Origin of the sequence: Ensifer sp. SSB1 (genome assembly GCF_016652895.1) — a bacterium.
Taxonomy (GTDB): Bacteria; Pseudomonadota; Alphaproteobacteria; order Rhizobiales; family Rhizobiaceae; genus Ensifer.
The window spans coordinates 92,582-107,107 of record NZ_JAEPRP010000001.1 but is presented as its reverse complement, the minus strand read 5'-3'; the positions used below and the strand labels follow the sequence as shown (position 1 = coordinate 107,107).

15 protein-coding genes and 1 pseudogene are annotated in these 14,526 nt (G+C 62.4%); 10 read left to right on the top strand and 6 right to left on the bottom strand.

Annotation, left to right across the window (positions count from 1 at the left end; translation table 11 throughout):
* Nucleotides 1-342 precede the first annotated feature (342 nt).
* From I8N66_RS00505 to I8N66_RS00480, 6 genes are all read left to right on the top strand, one after another.
* Nucleotides 343-1,518: a cell wall hydrolase gene (locus I8N66_RS00505; RefSeq protein ID WP_291148375.1), complete on the top strand. Its 1,176-nt coding sequence runs from the start codon at nucleotides 343-345 to the stop codon at nucleotides 1,516-1,518.
* A 301-nt stretch (nucleotides 1,519-1,819) separates the two neighbouring features.
* Nucleotides 1,820-2,179: an AtpZ/AtpI family protein gene (locus I8N66_RS00500; RefSeq protein ID WP_113538051.1), complete on the top strand. Its 360-nt coding sequence runs from the start codon at nucleotides 1,820-1,822 to the stop codon at nucleotides 2,177-2,179.
* A 60-nt stretch (nucleotides 2,180-2,239) separates the two neighbouring features.
* Nucleotides 2,240-2,992, top strand: coding sequence for a F0F1 ATP synthase subunit A (locus I8N66_RS00495; RefSeq protein ID WP_113538050.1), 753 nt, complete (start codon nucleotides 2,240-2,242; stop codon nucleotides 2,990-2,992).
* Between the two features lie 81 nt (nucleotides 2,993-3,073).
* Nucleotides 3,074-3,301, top strand: coding sequence for a F0F1 ATP synthase subunit C (locus I8N66_RS00490; RefSeq protein WP_025426100.1), 228 nt, complete (start codon nucleotides 3,074-3,076; stop codon nucleotides 3,299-3,301).
* 76 nt (nucleotides 3,302-3,377) lie between these two features.
* Entirely contained in the window at nucleotides 3,378-3,995 is a 618-nt protein-coding gene (locus I8N66_RS00485; RefSeq protein WP_113538049.1) for a F0F1 ATP synthase subunit B, read from the top strand.
* A 13-nt stretch (nucleotides 3,996-4,008) separates the two neighbouring features.
* Nucleotides 4,009-4,494 carry a F0F1 ATP synthase subunit B gene (locus tag I8N66_RS00480; RefSeq protein WP_113538048.1) on the top strand — a complete coding sequence of 162 codons (486 nt, stop codon included), beginning with the start codon at nucleotides 4,009-4,011 and terminating at the stop codon, nucleotides 4,492-4,494.
* Between the two features lie 310 nt (nucleotides 4,495-4,804).
* Here I8N66_RS00480 and I8N66_RS00475 read toward each other — a convergent pair whose 3' ends face one another.
* Together I8N66_RS00475 and I8N66_RS00470 are read right to left on the bottom strand one after the other, a co-directional pair.
* On the bottom strand, nucleotides 4,805-5,455 hold the full coding sequence (locus I8N66_RS00475) for a ribonuclease HII (protein ID WP_113538047.1): 651 nt from the start codon (nucleotides 5,453-5,455) through the stop codon (nucleotides 4,805-4,807).
* Nucleotides 5,456-5,693: 238 nt separating this feature from the next.
* A complete protein-coding gene (locus tag I8N66_RS00470) occupies nucleotides 5,694-6,851 on the bottom strand; it encodes a PA0069 family radical SAM protein (RefSeq protein ID WP_113538046.1) in 1,158 nt (385 codons plus the stop codon).
* A gap of 186 nt (nucleotides 6,852-7,037) precedes the next feature.
* Here I8N66_RS00470 and I8N66_RS00465 point away from each other — a divergent pair, with 186 nt between their 5' ends.
* Nucleotides 7,038-7,568, top strand: coding sequence for a glycosyl transferase (locus I8N66_RS00465; RefSeq protein WP_113538045.1), 531 nt, complete (start codon nucleotides 7,038-7,040; stop codon nucleotides 7,566-7,568).
* Between the two features lie 292 nt (nucleotides 7,569-7,860).
* On the opposite strand, the gene moaB is transcribed toward I8N66_RS00465, so the two are convergent.
* The 4 genes from moaB to I8N66_RS00445 form a co-directional block, all read right to left on the bottom strand.
* On the bottom strand, nucleotides 7,861-8,403 hold the full coding sequence (gene moaB / locus I8N66_RS00460; RefSeq protein WP_113538044.1) for a molybdenum cofactor biosynthesis protein B: 543 nt from the start codon (nucleotides 8,401-8,403) through the stop codon (nucleotides 7,861-7,863).
* Between the two features lies 1 nt (nucleotide 8,404).
* On the bottom strand, nucleotides 8,405-9,319 hold the full coding sequence (locus I8N66_RS00455; protein WP_113538043.1) for a 4-(cytidine 5'-diphospho)-2-C-methyl-D-erythritol kinase: 915 nt from the start codon (nucleotides 9,317-9,319) through the stop codon (nucleotides 8,405-8,407).
* A 7-nt stretch (nucleotides 9,320-9,326) separates the two neighbouring features.
* Entirely contained in the window at nucleotides 9,327-11,162 is a 1,836-nt protein-coding gene (locus I8N66_RS00450; RefSeq protein ID WP_291148333.1) for a tetratricopeptide repeat protein, read from the bottom strand.
* 162 nt (nucleotides 11,163-11,324) lie between these two features.
* Nucleotides 11,325-12,341 carry a polyprenyl synthetase family protein gene (locus I8N66_RS00445; protein ID WP_113538041.1) on the bottom strand — a complete coding sequence of 339 codons (1,017 nt, stop codon included), beginning with the start codon at nucleotides 12,339-12,341 and terminating at the stop codon, nucleotides 11,325-11,327.
* Nucleotides 12,342-12,448: 107 nt separating this feature from the next.
* Here I8N66_RS00445 and I8N66_RS00440 point away from each other — a divergent pair, with 107 nt between their 5' ends.
* The 3 genes and pseudogenes from I8N66_RS00440 (at nucleotide 12,449) to I8N66_RS00430 (ending at nucleotide 14,501) form a co-directional block, all read left to right on the top strand.
* Nucleotides 12,449-12,670, top strand: a complete 222-nt coding sequence (locus I8N66_RS00440; RefSeq protein ID WP_113538040.1) for a DUF2007 domain-containing protein — start codon at nucleotides 12,449-12,451, stop codon at nucleotides 12,668-12,670.
* A 40-nt stretch (nucleotides 12,671-12,710) separates the two neighbouring features.
* Nucleotides 12,711-13,484: pseudogene (locus I8N66_RS00435) on the top strand (tRNA1(Val) (adenine(37)-N6)-methyltransferase).
* 150 nt (nucleotides 13,485-13,634) lie between these two features.
* Nucleotides 13,635-14,501, top strand: coding sequence for a S49 family peptidase (locus I8N66_RS00430; protein ID WP_291148330.1), 867 nt, complete (start codon nucleotides 13,635-13,637; stop codon nucleotides 14,499-14,501).
* Nucleotides 14,502-14,526 lie beyond the last annotated feature (25 nt).

Below are 14,526 nucleotides of genomic sequence, written 5' to 3'. Positions count from 1 at the left end.
CCGACCAACCGGGTCGTAGAGCTCGGTTCGCACGTCATTATTTGATCGTCTTGCCCGCCTGTCCGGTGCGCCGGGCTGGGGCCTCGCGTCCGCGAAGAGAAATACGGAGCCGTTCCCGGTCGGAAACGGCTCCGTTTGCTTGTGATGCCCCTGTCTTTCAGCGCCACCGCATTAACCAAACATCAAGGTTAATGCTTCATTTTCAAGGCTCGAACGAAGCGGCTCCGGCGGGGTGTCCGGCCGCCTCATTGTCTTAGCTTCCCGCGCGGAATCTCCGACGCTGGTCTCCGGCCGGCGCGGGCGAAGCCGTGCCGTTCGTCAAGCGTTGCGTGGAGTCGGTTGATGCGTAAGAGTCGGAACCTGCGTCAAAAGTCTCGCCTGAACGTGCCTGCGTGGATGGCGCCTGCAATCATCGGCCTCGCGCTCTATCTCGGCTTCCCCTCCGTTGCAGCCTATGCGGACCTGGCGACCTTCCTCTCCGGCATCAATCGCGGCGGCGAACGCTGGCGCATGTATATGACGCCGTCACCGGCAGGCTCGATCCACGAAGTCGAGATGGTTTTTGCCGATCCGATCACGACCGGTGCGCTTGATGGCGGCGCCGGCATCAACATGCCCGACGGCAGCCGCGTCGCACTCACCTCGGAGACCAAGCACTCCGGTACGCCCGACGAGGAACGCGTCAATCGCCGCGCCAAGAAGGGGCGCATCGTCGCCGTCACGCCGGTGACGCCGCCGAAGGATTTTACCGCCGGCTCCATCCTGCAGCGCACGAGCTCTTTGACGGAGCCGCGCTTCGAGGAGGGCGAGAAGATGGTCTTCGCCAAGTCGCGTATCAAGGGCAAGGAGATCGAGATCGCCACGGCCTTCTATAGAAAGAAGCCGCCAAAGGTGGATCCCGGTGTTTCGCCGATGCTGGCCAAGCTCGTGACGAACAACAAGCCCGACATTCTTGCGACTGCTTACGTCCGGCCCGAGCCGGACTATGCGCGTGAATCGCCCTTCGATTCGATCCTGCGCGAAGACGAGAATGCCGGTCGCTTCATTCCCGAGATCGCACCGGACGATCATGCCTGGGCCGCAACCGTGCTGCCGCCGGCCGTTTTCAGCAAGGAAGAACAGACCTGCCTTGCGGAAGGCATCTACTTCGAAGCGCGCAGCGAGTCGCTCAAGGGCCAGGCGGCGGTGGCGCAGGTGATTCTCAATCGCGTCCGCAATCCGACCTATCCGAAAACCATCTGCGGCGTCGTCTATCAGAACAAGACCTGGCGCAACCGCTGCCAGTTTTCATTTGCCTGCGACATGATCCGCGACCTGATCTATTCCCGCTCGCATTGGAAGACGGCCAAGGACGTGGCGATGGCGGTCACGGCGGGCAAGATCTGGCTGCCGGAAGTGGGGTCGGCCACGCACTACCATGCCACCTACGTCAATCCGCCGTGGGCGAAGACGATGAAGCGGGTCGGCAAGATCGGCATGCACATCTTCTACCGCACCTATGGCGGCGGCTGGAGCTGATCGGCTTCTGACGCGATTTCGCCGTCTTTGGCTTCCGGGCATGGAGCGCAGATTCCTGCAGGCCGAGTGCGCGATTCCCGCCTCCAACCTTGCCGAGGATCGCGTGGTAAGCGCCTAACCATTTGAATTATCGTGATAATATTGTCCACGGTGAAGCGGCCTGCATGCCTTGACTATGCGGGTGCCTAAAACTATGTTGCGCGCGACTTCAAATGGGGCCGAAACGTGGCTTGAACGCTGGCCTATTGTATGACCGAAATCGCGGTCCAAGACCCGATGAGGACGGCAAGGGAGTAGCCACGTGGCGGAGAAACCTGAAGAAAGTCTGGAAGCGCGGCTGAAGCAGCTCGGCGAGAAGATTGAGGCCAAGAAGCCTCATGCGCCTGATGCAGTGGAGGCCCGTGCCGCCGAAAGCCGCAAGGGCTATGCGGCGGCGATGAAGCTCTCGAGCGAATTCATCGCCGCGATCGTTGTCGGGGCGTTTCTGGGCTATCTTTTGGACCACTTTGCGGGTACAGGGCCGTGGGGCATGATCGTCTTCCTGCTTCTTGGCTTCTGCGCTGGCGTGCTGAATGTGCTGCGCTCGGCCGGTATGGTGGCAACACCGGAAGCCGGAAGAGGCGGCCCTAGGAATGACAAGAAGGACGGAGACGCCCGCTGAGGCGTTGCCCCGAAGAAAACGGTTTCCGCTCTTGGGCGGGCAGAACGAAAGAGAAGCGCGGTGTCAAACGATCCGACCCACCAGTTCCTGGTCAATAAGATTGTCCCGATCGAGATTGGCGGACTTGACTTTTCCTTCACCAATGCGTCGCTGTTCATGGTTGCGACCGTCGGTGCCGCGGCAGGCTTCCTTTATCTGACGACGTCGCAGCGCGGTCTGATCCCGACCCGCATGCAGTCGGTTTCGGAAATGTCCTACGAATTCATCGCCTCGATGCTGCGCGAAGGCGCTGGCAGCGGCGGCATGAAGTTTTTCCCGATGGTGTTCTCGCTGTTCATGTTCATCCTGACGGCGAACCTGCTCGGCATGATGCCCTATTTCTTCACGGTCACCAGCCAGATCATCGTCACTTTCGCTCTGGCGCTGTTCGTTATCGGCACCGTTATTCTCTATGGTTTCTACAAGCACGGTTTCGGCTTCCTGAAGCTTTTCGTGCCGCATGGCGTACCCGGCGTGCTTCTGCCGCTCGTCGTCGCGATCGAAATCATCTCGTTCCTTTCCCGCCCCATCAGCCTTTCGGTCCGCCTCTTCGCCAACATGCTGGCCGGCCACATCACGCTGAAGGTTTTCGCAGGCTTCGTCACCTCGCTCAGCGCCCTCGGCGCGCTCGGCATCGGTGGCGCCATCCTGCCGCTCATCATGACCGTCGCCATTACCGGTCTTGAATTCCTCGTCTGCTTCCTCCAGGCCTATGTCTTTGCGGTACTGACCTGCATGTACCTCAACGACGCTGTCCATCCCGGAAGCCACTAAGGAATACAGTCGCTTGCTTCCGGCCGGCCCTCCGCCGGAAGCGCAATCCTAAGCCGCAACACCATTCGAAGGAGTTCAATCATGGAAGCGGAAGCAGCAAAGTACATCGGCGCAGGTCTGGCTTGCCTCGGCATGGCCGGCACGGCTCTCGGCCTCGGCAACATCTTCGGCAGCTACCTCTCTGGCGCACTGCGCAACCCGTCGGCTGCTGACGGCCAGTTCGGCCGCCTCGTATTCGGCTTCGCCGTTACGGAAGCTCTGGGCATCTTCTCGCTGCTCGTAGCCCTGCTCCTCCTCTTCGCCGTCTAATACCGGCTGGAGTTTCGGCCGCGGCCCGTCAAAAGGCCGCGGCCGCGCATATTCTTGAGTGCACCTGGAGGTGAGCATGTTTGTGACCGCGGCGTATGCCCAGCAGTCAACCACCACTGAAGGCGCCGAAGCACACGATGCCGCTGCGGCCGGTGAGGTGCACACCGAAACGGGTGTGGCCCACGAAGGCGAGGCTGGTTCCGGCGTGTTCCCGCCCTTCGATTCGACCCATTTCGCATCGCAGCTGCTCTGGCTCGCGATCACGTTCGGCCTCTTCTATCTTCTGATGTCGAAGGTCATCATTCCGCGGATCGGCGGAATTCTCGAAACCCGTCACGATCGGATCGCTCAGGATCTCGATGAAGCGTCCCGCCTCAAGGGCGAAGCAGACGCCGCCATCGCTTCCTACGAGCAGGACCTGGCAACGGCCAAGTCCAAGGGTCACAAGATTGCTGACGACGCTCGCGAATCGGCAAAGGCCAAGGCCAATGCAGACCGCACGGCCGTCGAAGCCGATCTCGCCAAGAAGATTTCGGCCGCGGAAGACCGCATCGCCGACATCAAGGCAAAGGCACTGGCCGACGTCGGTGCCATCGCCGAGGAAACCGCGACCGCTGTCGTTCAGCAGCTGATCGGTGGAACCGTCACCAAGGCCGAGATCACCGCTGCCGTCAAGGCATCGGCTGGCAACTGAGGAGCACTGAGCCATGCATCTTGATGCAACTTTCTATGCCTTCGTTGGCCTGATCCTGTTCTTCGTCCTGATCGCCTATCTCAAGGTTCCGGGCATGATCGGCAAGGCGCTCGACGCCCGCGCCGAAAAGATCGGTAACGAGCTGACTGAAGCAAAGCGCCTGCGCGAAGAAGCACAGAGCCTTGTTGCCGAGTACCAGCGCAAGCGTAAGGATGCTGAAGCGGAAGCTGCCGGTATCGTCGCTGCCGCTCAGCGCGAAGCCGAAATGCTGACGGCGGAAGCCAAGCAGAAGACCGAGGAATACGTTGCGCGTCGCACGGCTCTCTCGGAGCAGAAGATCAAGCAGGCTGAAAGCGACGCGATCAACGCCGTCCGTTCCGCTGCTGTCGATCTGGCGATTGCCGCTGCCGAGAAGGTCGTTGCCGCCAAGGCGGACGCCGGTGCACAGAGTGACCTGTTCAAGAAGGCGCTTGGCGAAGTCAAGGCACGCCTGAACTAAGCCGCCAGGACATTCCCGATTGAAAGAGCCCCGCCTTGTGCGGGGCTTTTTGTTTGTACCATGCGCCGAGTGACGCCTTTCCAAGCGTGTGGTGGTCGAGCCCGGGTGGGCCTATGCCGGCAGTCGCGCTGCTGCCTGCCCGAGACACAGCCGGACGGCCGGGATGTCGTCGGCGCTTCCAGCCCGGTATCGTGTCCGATGGCGCGACTGTTGGCCGCGTAGGCGCGGTGAAGGTGCGTCGAGGTCAGCCATCCGCGCGTTTCGGAACCGGGCGCGTCGGGTTGATCGTCTATTGAGGATGGGGCAGGCGCTAGCCGTCTTGCCGCAACGGCCGGAAGCTCATGCGGTGAAGAGCGCAGGGGCCTTGGGCTTCAATGGCGCGGCGATGGGTCACGGTCGCATAGCCGGCATGGAGCGCGAAGCCGTAACCGGGATGGGCGAGATCGGCGCGGGCCATCATGCGATCTCGGGTAACCTTGGCGACAATCGAAGCAGCGGCGATCGACAACGACCGCGCGTCACCCTTCACGACAGCTTTGGCGTGGCATGAAAGCCCGGGCGGCACGTCACGGCCGTCGACGAGCACGAAGCGGGCGGACGAGGTGAGGCCCGCCACCGCGCGCCGCATCGCTTCCAGACTTGCCTTGCGGATATCTGTGGCATCGATCGTGCCGGCGGAAGCTGAGGCGATCGACACCTCCGATGTCGCGAGAATTGCTTCGAACAGCCTCTCGCGTGCCTGGGCGCTGAGCTTCTTGCTGTCATCGAGGCCTTCGGGAATGGCGTCGGGATCCAGGATGACTGCGGCTGCTACGACCGGCCCTGCGAGCGGGCCGCGGCCAGCTTCATCGGCGCCGGCGACAGGCCAGAAACCGTCCCCCTTCGCCGAGAGTTCAAAACTGAAATCGGGTGCTTCGATGATATCGGGAAAAAGGGGAGAATCGGACGACCTGCGAGACATGAGTCTAATTCGCATGATCGACCGATTCTCTTCAAGCCCCCAGGTCCGAGTGCGGCGGCGGACGGGGGATGGCCGATGCCCCAGGCGGGGGCAGGGCATCGGAACTGCTTTGTGACCTCTGGGCGCTGGCACCGCTTGCTGAGGGGAATTGGCGGCGGTATCCCATCTCCCGGCATCGTCAGCGCGCAGCATCGGTCACGAACCCGGAATGGCTCTGCGCCGGCCACCGGGAAAATCGTCAAAGAAGCGAGAGTTGCACCCCCGTTCCCAGCGGCGGCACGAAGAGGTCGTCGCGAAGCTGCCGGCGTGTCGGGTTGAAGCCAAGGCGCTTTGTGGCGAGATCGAAGCGGCGGCCGATCTGCCAGGCATAGGGACCGGCGCCTTTCATGCGCTTGCCGAATTCAGCGTCGTAGTCCTTGCCGCCCCGCATGGAGCGGATGAGTGACATGACATGGCGGTAGCGGTCCGGATAGTTGCGCAGCAGCCAGTCACGAAACAGCGGGCTAACTTCCAGCGGCAGCCGCAAAAGAACGTAACTCGCTTCGGTTGCCCCAGCTGTCCTGGCCGCTTCGAGCACTCGCTCGATCTCATGGTCGTTGAGCGCGGGGATGATGGGCGAGACGAGAACGCCGGCGGGGATGCCCGCCTCGGCGAGGGCGCGAATCGCCTCCAGGCGCTTGGGAGGCGTCGCAGCGCGCGGCTCCATCGTTCGTGCCAGTTTGCGATCGAGCGTCGTGACCGAGATGCCGACCCGGACCAGCCCCTTCTCGGCCATCGGCGCGAGAATGTCGATGTCGCGGGTCACCATCGCCGATTTCGTGACGATCATGACCGGATGATTGGCCTCGCTGAGTACTTCCAGGATCTGGCGCATGATGCGCCATTCCTTTTCGATCGGCTGATAGGGATCTGTGTTGGTACCAATGGCGATTGGCCTGACCTTGTAATCCGGCCGCGCCAGTTCGCGCTCCAGAAGCCGCGCAGCATCTGGTTTGGCAAAGAGCTTGGCTTCGAAATCCAGGCCTGCCGAGAGGCCCATGAAGGCATGCGTCGGACGGGCGAAGCAATAGATGCAGCCGTGCTCGCATCCGCGATAGGGGTTGATCGAACGATCGAAGGAGATATCGGGAGAATCGTTCCGCGTGATCACCGTCCGCGGCTTCTCGACCTGCACTTCGGTCTTGAACGGTGGCAGGTCCTCCAGGCTTTCCCAGCCGTCGTCGAAGCTTTCCCGCGCCTGTGGCTCGAAGCGGCCTGACATGTTGAGCCCGGCACCGCGCCCGCGGCGACGGTCGATGTCGATCCGCAATCCGGTTGCGCTCATCATCGCGTCGGCGACATCTGCCGTATTGGCGGGTGCGAGCGCACCCTGCCTGATCTGAGACAGCTCGGTCATTGGAATCTCCCCGGAACCAGATTTCTGATCCCGTTTTGTTCTGACTATTTTCCTATCGCGAAAACAAGAACAATTCAAGAACAAAAAAGCAGAAGGTTTTGGTGTGGATCCAAGATGCCTCCCAGCAAGCTGCCTCCGCGGGTCTGCGGATGTAGCAATTGTAAGGGTGATGCGGTAGGACGGGCTATGCTGACGATTATCATGGAAACACGGGACAACGAATCCGAACTGGTGCAGACGCTCTCGGTGCTCGTTGCCGGCGCGGTGGAGGGCCTCGTCAGCGACGTGATCATCCTCGATCATGGCTCAAGGGATGGTTCGTCGCGCGTGGCCGAGGCCGCCGGTTGCCGCTTTTGCCTCGATTGGGATCTCGGCGATGTCGTGCGCTCGGCACGCGGCGAATGGCTGATGTTGCTCGAGCCCGGCGCGCGCCCGATCGGTCGCTGGATCGACGAGCTTGCCGAATACGTCTCGCTGAACAGGACGCCCGCGCGGTTCTCCGATTCCCGGATGCATCGCAAGCCGTTTTTCAGCCGTATGGTCCGGCGAAAGAAGCCGCTGGAAGCGGGTTTCCTGATGAACAAAAACGATGCCCTGGCGGCGGCGGCGGGCAACCGTTGCCTCGGCGACATGACGAACGTCCGGGCCGTTCGCAAGCTCCCTACCGAGCTCGTTCCGGCCTGGGTTGCCATCGAAGGCAGACCGGCGCGCCCTTGAACTCCACGCACTAAAAAGGTGCCAGTCCAGGGGACGGCACCTCAAGGCGTCTCTCAAATGACCTTGTCTGATAAAGTTCTTGCCGGGCAGCATTCTGGCTGCACGTCGTATCCCTTTGTTCTCCCCGCCCGGGGATATTGGCGGGGAGGCGTTCATACAGCCCAAAGAAAAAGGTGCGGCGGCCGATTTCGCTTGGCTGATGATCGGACGCTAACGACAGGAAAAATGGCTGTCAGTTACAAAGGTAACAGACGCGCCCGAAGAGCGATGGTTGCGCGTGGCGGGTTCCGGCTCAGCCGCGTTTCAGGTGCTCGTCGAGTCGGGGCATGATCTCGACGAAATTGCAGGGCATGTGCCGGTAGTCGAGCTGCTGCTTCAAGATGCCGTCCCAGGCGTCCCGGCAGGCCCCTGGCGATCCCGGCAGAACGAAGATGAAGGTGGCGTTGGCGACCCCGCCGGTCGCGCGCGACTGGATGGTCGAGGTGCCGATCTTTTCGTAGGAAATCTGGTGGAACACTTCGGAGAAGCCGTCCATGCGTTTTTCGAACAGCGGCTCCAGCGCCTCCGGCGTCACATCCCGGCCGGTGAAACCCGTGCCGCCGGTCGTGATCACCACGTCGATCGTCGGCTCCAGCGTCCAGGCCTTTACCTGGTCGTAAATCTTCGCCCGATCATCCGGCACGATCGCGCGAGCTTCGAGGCGATGACCGGCGTCACGCACCCGCGCTTCCAGCGTGTCGCCCGATTTGTCGTCTGCGAGCGTGCGCGTATCGGACACGGTGAGAACAGCAATTCCGATGGGAATGAAGGGACGTTTTTCGTCGATGCCGGCCATTCTATTTGCCTCTTCCTGTCGTGTTGCAGGCGAGAACGTACCAGCCGGGTTGCGCCTCCGAAAGAGTGCGCGCTGTCGCAGCCGCATGCGCACCGTTGTCGAAAATGCCGAAGCAGGTTGCGCCTGAGCCTGACATCCGCACCAGCGTCGCGCCTGCTTCCGTCAGCACTTGGCAGACATCGCTTACCACCGGCTGCAACTGCTGCGCCGGCGGCTGCAGATCGTTGCGCATTGCCGCCATGGCCGCCAGCCATGCGTCGATCGTTCCAAGGTTCTGCGGCAGAACGAGCGGTGGATTGGTCTTGTTTGAAAGCGTCCGGAAGACCACAGGCGTCGAAACGGCAACGAGCGGATTGACGAGCACGAGGGACAGGGATGGAAGGTGGGCGAGCGGCGTGATCTCCTCGCCGATGCCCTTCGCCACGAGGGGCATGCCGGCAAGACACATCGGCACGTCGGCGCCCAGCGCCAATGCCATCTCGTCGAGGCGAGAAGGTTCGATCGTGGCGCCCCAAAGTTCGAGAAGCCCGAGCAGCGTGGCCGCCGCGTCCGCAGATCCGCCACCGATACCGGAGGCGAGGGGCAAGTTCTTTTCGAGATGCAGGTGAACAGTGCCAGCGGCGGCGGGATCGCGCGCGCGCAGTTCCGCACGCAGGAGGTCCCGCGCCTTTAGCACCAGATTGCCGCCCTCAGCGCTGGCATCCATGGGCAGTTCGGCAGCAAAAGGCCCCGAAACGGTGAAGAGATCGGCGTTTGCCGATGCAAGGCCGATGCGGTCGCCGCGATCGGCGAAGGTGACGAGGCTTTCTAGAAGATGGTGGCCGTCGGCCCGCTGGCCGACGACATGGAGCGCCAAGTTGATCTTTGCGGGCGCCGCGCGTGTCAGCGTGAAGCCCGCAATGCCGTCCTCGGTCATGGATCGATCAGGACTTCTTGTCCGGCGCCGGCGCCTCCGGGGTCACTTTCTTCGGCGCGGTTTCCTTGGCGTCGGCAGAGGCAGGGACCTCTTCCTTCAGCGGCGGCAGGCCGTTTTCGATCTTCGCCTTGATCTTCGGGATCTCGGCTTCCTCGGGCTTCAGCTCAAGCGTCTGCGTCCACTGGAACACGGCTTCGAGCTTGCGGCCGACGCGCCAGTAGGCGTCGCCGAGGTGATCGTTGATGGTCGGGTCGCCAGCCATCAGTTCAGCCGCCTTTTCCAGTTCCACCACCGCATCGTCGAAGCGGTTCATGCGGAAATAGGCCCAGCCGAGCGAATCGACGATGTAGCCGTCATCCGGTTTCAGCTCGACCGCCTTGCGGATCATCTCGAGGCCTTCGTCGAGATTGATGTTCATGTCGACCCAGGAATAGCCGAGATAGTTCAGAACCTGCGGTTGGTCCGGATTGAGCTCCAGCGCCTTCTTGAAGTTCGGTTCGGCCTTGTCCCAGAGCTTCTGGCGCTCGTAGGCGATACCGCGCTGGAAGAAGACGGTCCAGTCGGTACGCTTCGGCACCGACCCGATCTGTTCGACAGCCTTGTCGTAGAGCGCTCCCATCTCCTTGTAGTCCTTGGCATCGGAAAGCACGCTGCCATAGGCGAGATAGTTGCGGATGTTCTTCGGGTCGACGTCGATCAGCGCCTTCAGATGCTGCTTCGCCTCGTCGACCTTGCCGATGCTGGCGAGGCTCAGGCCGAGCTGCAGCTCCGAAACGCGCCGCATCGGCGATTTTTCCGGGATAGCCTTGTAGAGTTCGATTGCCTCGTTCGGCTTCTTCAGGTTCTCGGCGATCCCGCCGAGCATCACCAGGATGTCGGCGCTGTCGGGGTCAAGCCGGCGCGCGGTCTGCAGATAGAGCGAAACGATATCTTCGGCGCCGTCGCGGTTGAGGGCAGCGCCAATCGAGAAGAGCACGGCTGCAGCACCCTGGCTGGCGTTCTTGACCTGCTGTTCCTGCGGAACACCATTCTCGATATCGGTCCTCAGCGCCTGAAGCGGCGTGTAGTTGTTGACCATGTTCTCGCCGACCGCGACGGTGTCGAGCGCCTTCTGCTTGTTGCCTTCGCGTGCCTCGAACCGGGCGAGCGCTTCGACCGCACGCATGAAGGTATCAGGCGCAGCGCTTCCGCCTTCGCGATCGAGAATGGCGTCGTTGAGCCTGGTCCGGGCTGTCTGCTTGTCGCCGGCGGCAACTGCGATCGCGCCTGCATGATAATTCTTGAACACGCGGAACCAGTCGGGACCTTGGAGGCCGTTGATCTCTGCCAGCGCTTCCTTCGGCTTGCCCTGACCGAACTTCGCCCAGGCGGAAAGCAGCCCGTTCATCAGCCGGTCGAGATCGTTCGGGCCCTGGTAGTTCAGGAGCTTCTGCGCATTGCGATACTCGCGCTTGCGGATCGCTTCGATCGCGCGGATCACGGTGGTGATGCGCTCGACGGCCGGGTCGGACTTGAGCTGCTCGGCAATCTGCGCGCCCTCGTCGAACTGGCCAGCCATCAGCAGCGTGATCATCAGCCGCTGCTTGACGTCGTTGTTGTTCGGTTCGAACTGCAGTGCGATCCGGTAGAGCTGGGTGGCCGATGCGAAGTCGCGGTCCGTATCGGCGGTGCGAGCTGCAAGGAAGGCGCCGGCGAAGGTGTTCACCGACTTGATGTCGAAGGGCTCGCTTTCCTCGACGGGGGCGGCCTTGTCTTCCGCGAAGGCCTGGTGGCTGCCGCTGACTGCGGCGAGAGCCAACAGTGCTGCGCCGCTGAGGAGGCGGAGGATCGTCATTTGCCGCATGTCAAACCTTTCGTGCCGATTGCTCGGCCAATCGCACCACTGAGGGTTGTTTTCGGAGTCAGCCACATATAGCCCAGCACAACTCTTGAGGAACAGAATGGCTTTTTTGGCGCAACGCGGCAAGAAATTCCTGTTGTTTGTCTTGGCTCTGCCGAAGCCTCGTCAGCTTACCCGATCGATGCAGAAGTCGATGACTTCGGTGAGCGCCGATTTCCAGGGTGACGCCGGCAGCGGTGCCAGCGCATCGCGGGCAATCGTGCCGTAGTGCTGGGCGCGGGCGATGGTATCGCTGAGGCCCCCATAGCGCTTGATCAGCCCGAGCGCCTTGTCGAGATTGGCATCGCTGCTGTCGCCGCCTTCGATCGCCTCGCGCCAGAAGGCCCGATCTTCGGCCGTTCCGCGGCGGTAGGACAGGATGACCGGAAGCGTGATCTTTCCTTCGCGGAAGTCATCGCCGACGTTCTTGCCGAGGTCGCTCGACGATCCACCGTAGTCGAGCACGTCATCGACGAGCTGGAAGGCGAGGCCGAGGTTCATGCCATAGGATTTCAGCGCGTTGCGGTCGGATTTGCTGGTCTGGGCGACGATCGGCCCAACTTCGGCGGCAGCGGCAAACAGGGCAGCGGTCTTCGCGCGGATGACCTGGAGATAATCGTCCTCGGTCGTCTCCATGTTCTTGGCGACGGAAAGCTGCAGTACTTCGCCTTCGGCAATGACGGAAGCGGCGGTCGACAGCACGTCGAGCGCGTCGAGCGAGCCGACGTCGACCATCATGCGGAAGGCCTGGCCGAGCAGGAAGTCGCCGACCAGAACGCTCGCCTGGTTGCCCCAGATCGTGCGGGCGGTGGACTTGCCGCGGCGAAGGTCGCTTTCGTCGACGACATCGTCGTGAAGCAGCGTCGCCGTGTGCATGAATTCGACGCTGGTTGCGAGCTTGACATGGGCGTCGCCCTCGTAGCCGAACATCGCTGCGGAAGCGAGCGTCAGCATCGGGCGCAGCCGCTTGCCGCCGGAAGAAATCAGGTGGTTGGCGACCTCGGGAATCATCTGAACGTCGGAGCCGGCCTTCGACAGGATGAGCTGGTTGACGCGCTCCATGTCCGGCGCAGTCAGGTCGACGAGCGGCTTAACGGACGCCTGTTTGTTTTTGCTGTCTTCCAGCGGTATCACTACGCCCACACCGGGACTCCTGTTTTCATTGTCGCTTTCGACAATAGGAAGGGGTGCCACGTGCGGCAAGAGGCGAATTGTCCCGCTTGCTGAAATAGGACAGGAAAAACCGCCGGATGAAGGAATTGATCCGTACCAACGATGCCGTCGTGCTCTCCTTTGCCGAGAGCCTGATGAAGGACGCCGGCATTGCAAGCCTCATCGCCGATCAGGGGATGAGCATTCTGGAGGGCTCGCTCGGCCTGCTGCCCCGCCGTTTTCTGGTCGCGGACGAGGACGCGGATGCCGCGCGGCGGATCCTGATCGACGCCGGGCTCGAGGCGGAGTTGCGGCCGTGAGGGTGCCGTGCAAGCCGGTGATGCCGCAGGGGCGCGCGTAATGGCTTCTGCCGCAACTGAAACCGTCGATGCGTTCCATCGCGGCAAGTTCCATGTCGTCCAGCCGTTGGGGCAAGGGCATCGCTCCGGCATGGACGCAATGATCCTGGCATCGCTCGTTTCCTCGGATCACCCCTGCCGGGTCGCCGATCTCGGCGCCGGGGCAGGTGCCGCCGGCATGGCCGTCGCGTCCCGGATGGAGGGCGCGGAAGTGGTGCTGGTGGAGCGCTCGCCTGTCATGGCGGAATACGCCCGCCGCAGCTTGGAGCTCGCCGAAAACGCGCGCTTTGCGTCGCGGGTCTCGGTGCTGGAGGCGGACGTATCGCTTGCCGGCTAGGCGCGTGTCGCTGCGGGCCTGGCGGATGACAGTTTCGATCACGTGATCATGAACCCGCCCTTCAACGATGCGTCCGACCGTAAGACGCCAGACAGTCTCAAGGCTGAGGCCCATGCGATGAGCGACGGGCTTTTCGAGGTCTGGGTGAAGACGGCGGGCGCGATCATGAAGCCGGGCGGACAGTTGTCGCTGATCGCCCGGCCGGAATCGATCGCCGAGATCATCGCCGCCTGCGGCCGTCGCTTCGGCGGTATCGAGATCACCGCGCTTCATCCGCGCGTCGGCGAAAATGCCGTGCGCATTCTGGTGACCGCGATCAAGCAGAGCCGCAAGCGGCTGGTCTTCCGCGCGCCGCTCGTCATGCACGAGGAGGGGCATCGCTTCGCCGATCATGTCGACGATCTCAACAACGGCCGCGCCGCCTACCACCGCCGATGATTTACCGTATGCGGCATTGCGTTTGTCGCGGCAGTGCATACATGCCATGGATGGGCCAATACATTTGGCATCGGAGCGGTATTCAGGAAGAATGTTGCGTGGTTTTCGCCCGCATCCCGCTCCAACGTGACCCAGTAAGCAGGAGTTGAAATGAAGGCGTTCCTGAGACGGTTGTTGCCGAGGCGATTTCGCAAGGAAGGCGTGACGATCCCCGTCGTCCGGCTTCACGGCGCAATCATGGCCGGCGGCGGGCAATTCCGGCCCGCGCTCAACCTGGTAACGGCAGCACCGCTTCTGGAAAAGGCCTTCGCAATCAAGGAAGCGCCCGCTGTCGCAATCTCGGTCAATTCGCCCGGCGGCTCCCCGGTGCAGTCGCGCCTGATCTATCAGCGCATCCGCGACCTCGCCCAGGAGAAGAAGAAGCGTGTGCTGATCTTCGTCGAGGACGTCGCAGCGTCTGGCGGCTACATGATCGCGCTTGCCGGCGATGAGATCATCGCCGATCCGACGTCGATCGTCGGCTCAATCGGCGTCGTCTCCGGCGGCTTCGGCTTTCCGGAACTGCTGAAGAAGATCGGCGTCGAACGACGCGTCTATACCGCCGGTGAAAACAAGGTGATGCTCGATCCGTTCCAGCCGGAAAAGGAAAACGACATCGCCTTTCTGAAGAACCTTCAGCTCGATATCCACGATACCTTCATCCAGATGGTGAAGGCGCGTCGCGGGCAGTTGCTCGCCGACGATCCGGATATCTTCTCCGGCCTTTTCTGGACCGGCCGGCGTGGGCTGGAGCTCGGTATCATCGATGGTCTCGGCGACCTGCGCGGCGAGGTGAAGAAGCGCTATGGCGACAAGGCGCGGCTCGAACTCATCCAGCCGGTGCGCAGCCTTTTCGGCCGCCGGCAGACCGGCGCGGCCGTTGCCGGCGCCATTGTCGAGCCCTTGGCGGCATCGGCCGCCGCGGGTCTTGCCGAAGCAATCGAGGAAAGGGCATTGTGGGCGCGGTTCGGGCTTTGAGCCCTGACCTGCGTGAGATGTCCTT

What these genes read in the sequence shown, in the direction of transcription:
- I8N66_RS00505 (WP_291148375.1), top strand. Translation starts at nt 343, where the DNA reads ATGCGTAAGAGTCGGAACCTGCGTCAAAAGTCTCGCCTGAACGTGCCT.
- I8N66_RS00490 (WP_025426100.1), top strand. Translation starts at nt 3,074, where the DNA reads ATGGAAGCGGAAGCAGCAAAGTACATCGGCGCAGGTCTGGCTTGCCTC.
- I8N66_RS00485 (WP_113538049.1), top strand. Translation starts at nt 3,378, where the DNA reads ATGTTTGTGACCGCGGCGTATGCCCAGCAGTCAACCACCACTGAAGGC.
- I8N66_RS00480 (WP_113538048.1), top strand. Translation starts at nt 4,009, where the DNA reads ATGCATCTTGATGCAACTTTCTATGCCTTCGTTGGCCTGATCCTGTTC.
- I8N66_RS00475 (WP_113538047.1), bottom strand. Translation starts at nt 5,455, where the DNA reads ATGTCTCGCAGGTCGTCCGATTCTCCCCTTTTTCCCGATATCATCGAA.
- I8N66_RS00470 (WP_113538046.1), bottom strand. Translation starts at nt 6,851, where the DNA reads ATGACCGAGCTGTCTCAGATCAGGCAGGGTGCGCTCGCACCCGCCAAT.
- I8N66_RS00465 (WP_113538045.1), top strand. Translation starts at nt 7,038, where the DNA reads ATGCTGACGATTATCATGGAAACACGGGACAACGAATCCGAACTGGTG.
- moaB (WP_113538044.1), bottom strand. Translation starts at nt 8,403, where the DNA reads ATGGCCGGCATCGACGAAAAACGTCCCTTCATTCCCATCGGAATTGCT.
- I8N66_RS00455 (WP_113538043.1), bottom strand. Translation starts at nt 9,319, where the DNA reads ATGACCGAGGACGGCATTGCGGGCTTCACGCTGACACGCGCGGCGCCC.
- I8N66_RS00450 (WP_291148333.1), bottom strand. Translation starts at nt 11,162, where the DNA reads ATGCGGCAAATGACGATCCTCCGCCTCCTCAGCGGCGCAGCACTGTTG.
- I8N66_RS00440 (WP_113538040.1), top strand. Translation starts at nt 12,449, where the DNA reads ATGAAGGAATTGATCCGTACCAACGATGCCGTCGTGCTCTCCTTTGCC.
- I8N66_RS00430 (WP_291148330.1), top strand. Translation starts at nt 13,635, where the DNA reads ATGAAGGCGTTCCTGAGACGGTTGTTGCCGAGGCGATTTCGCAAGGAA.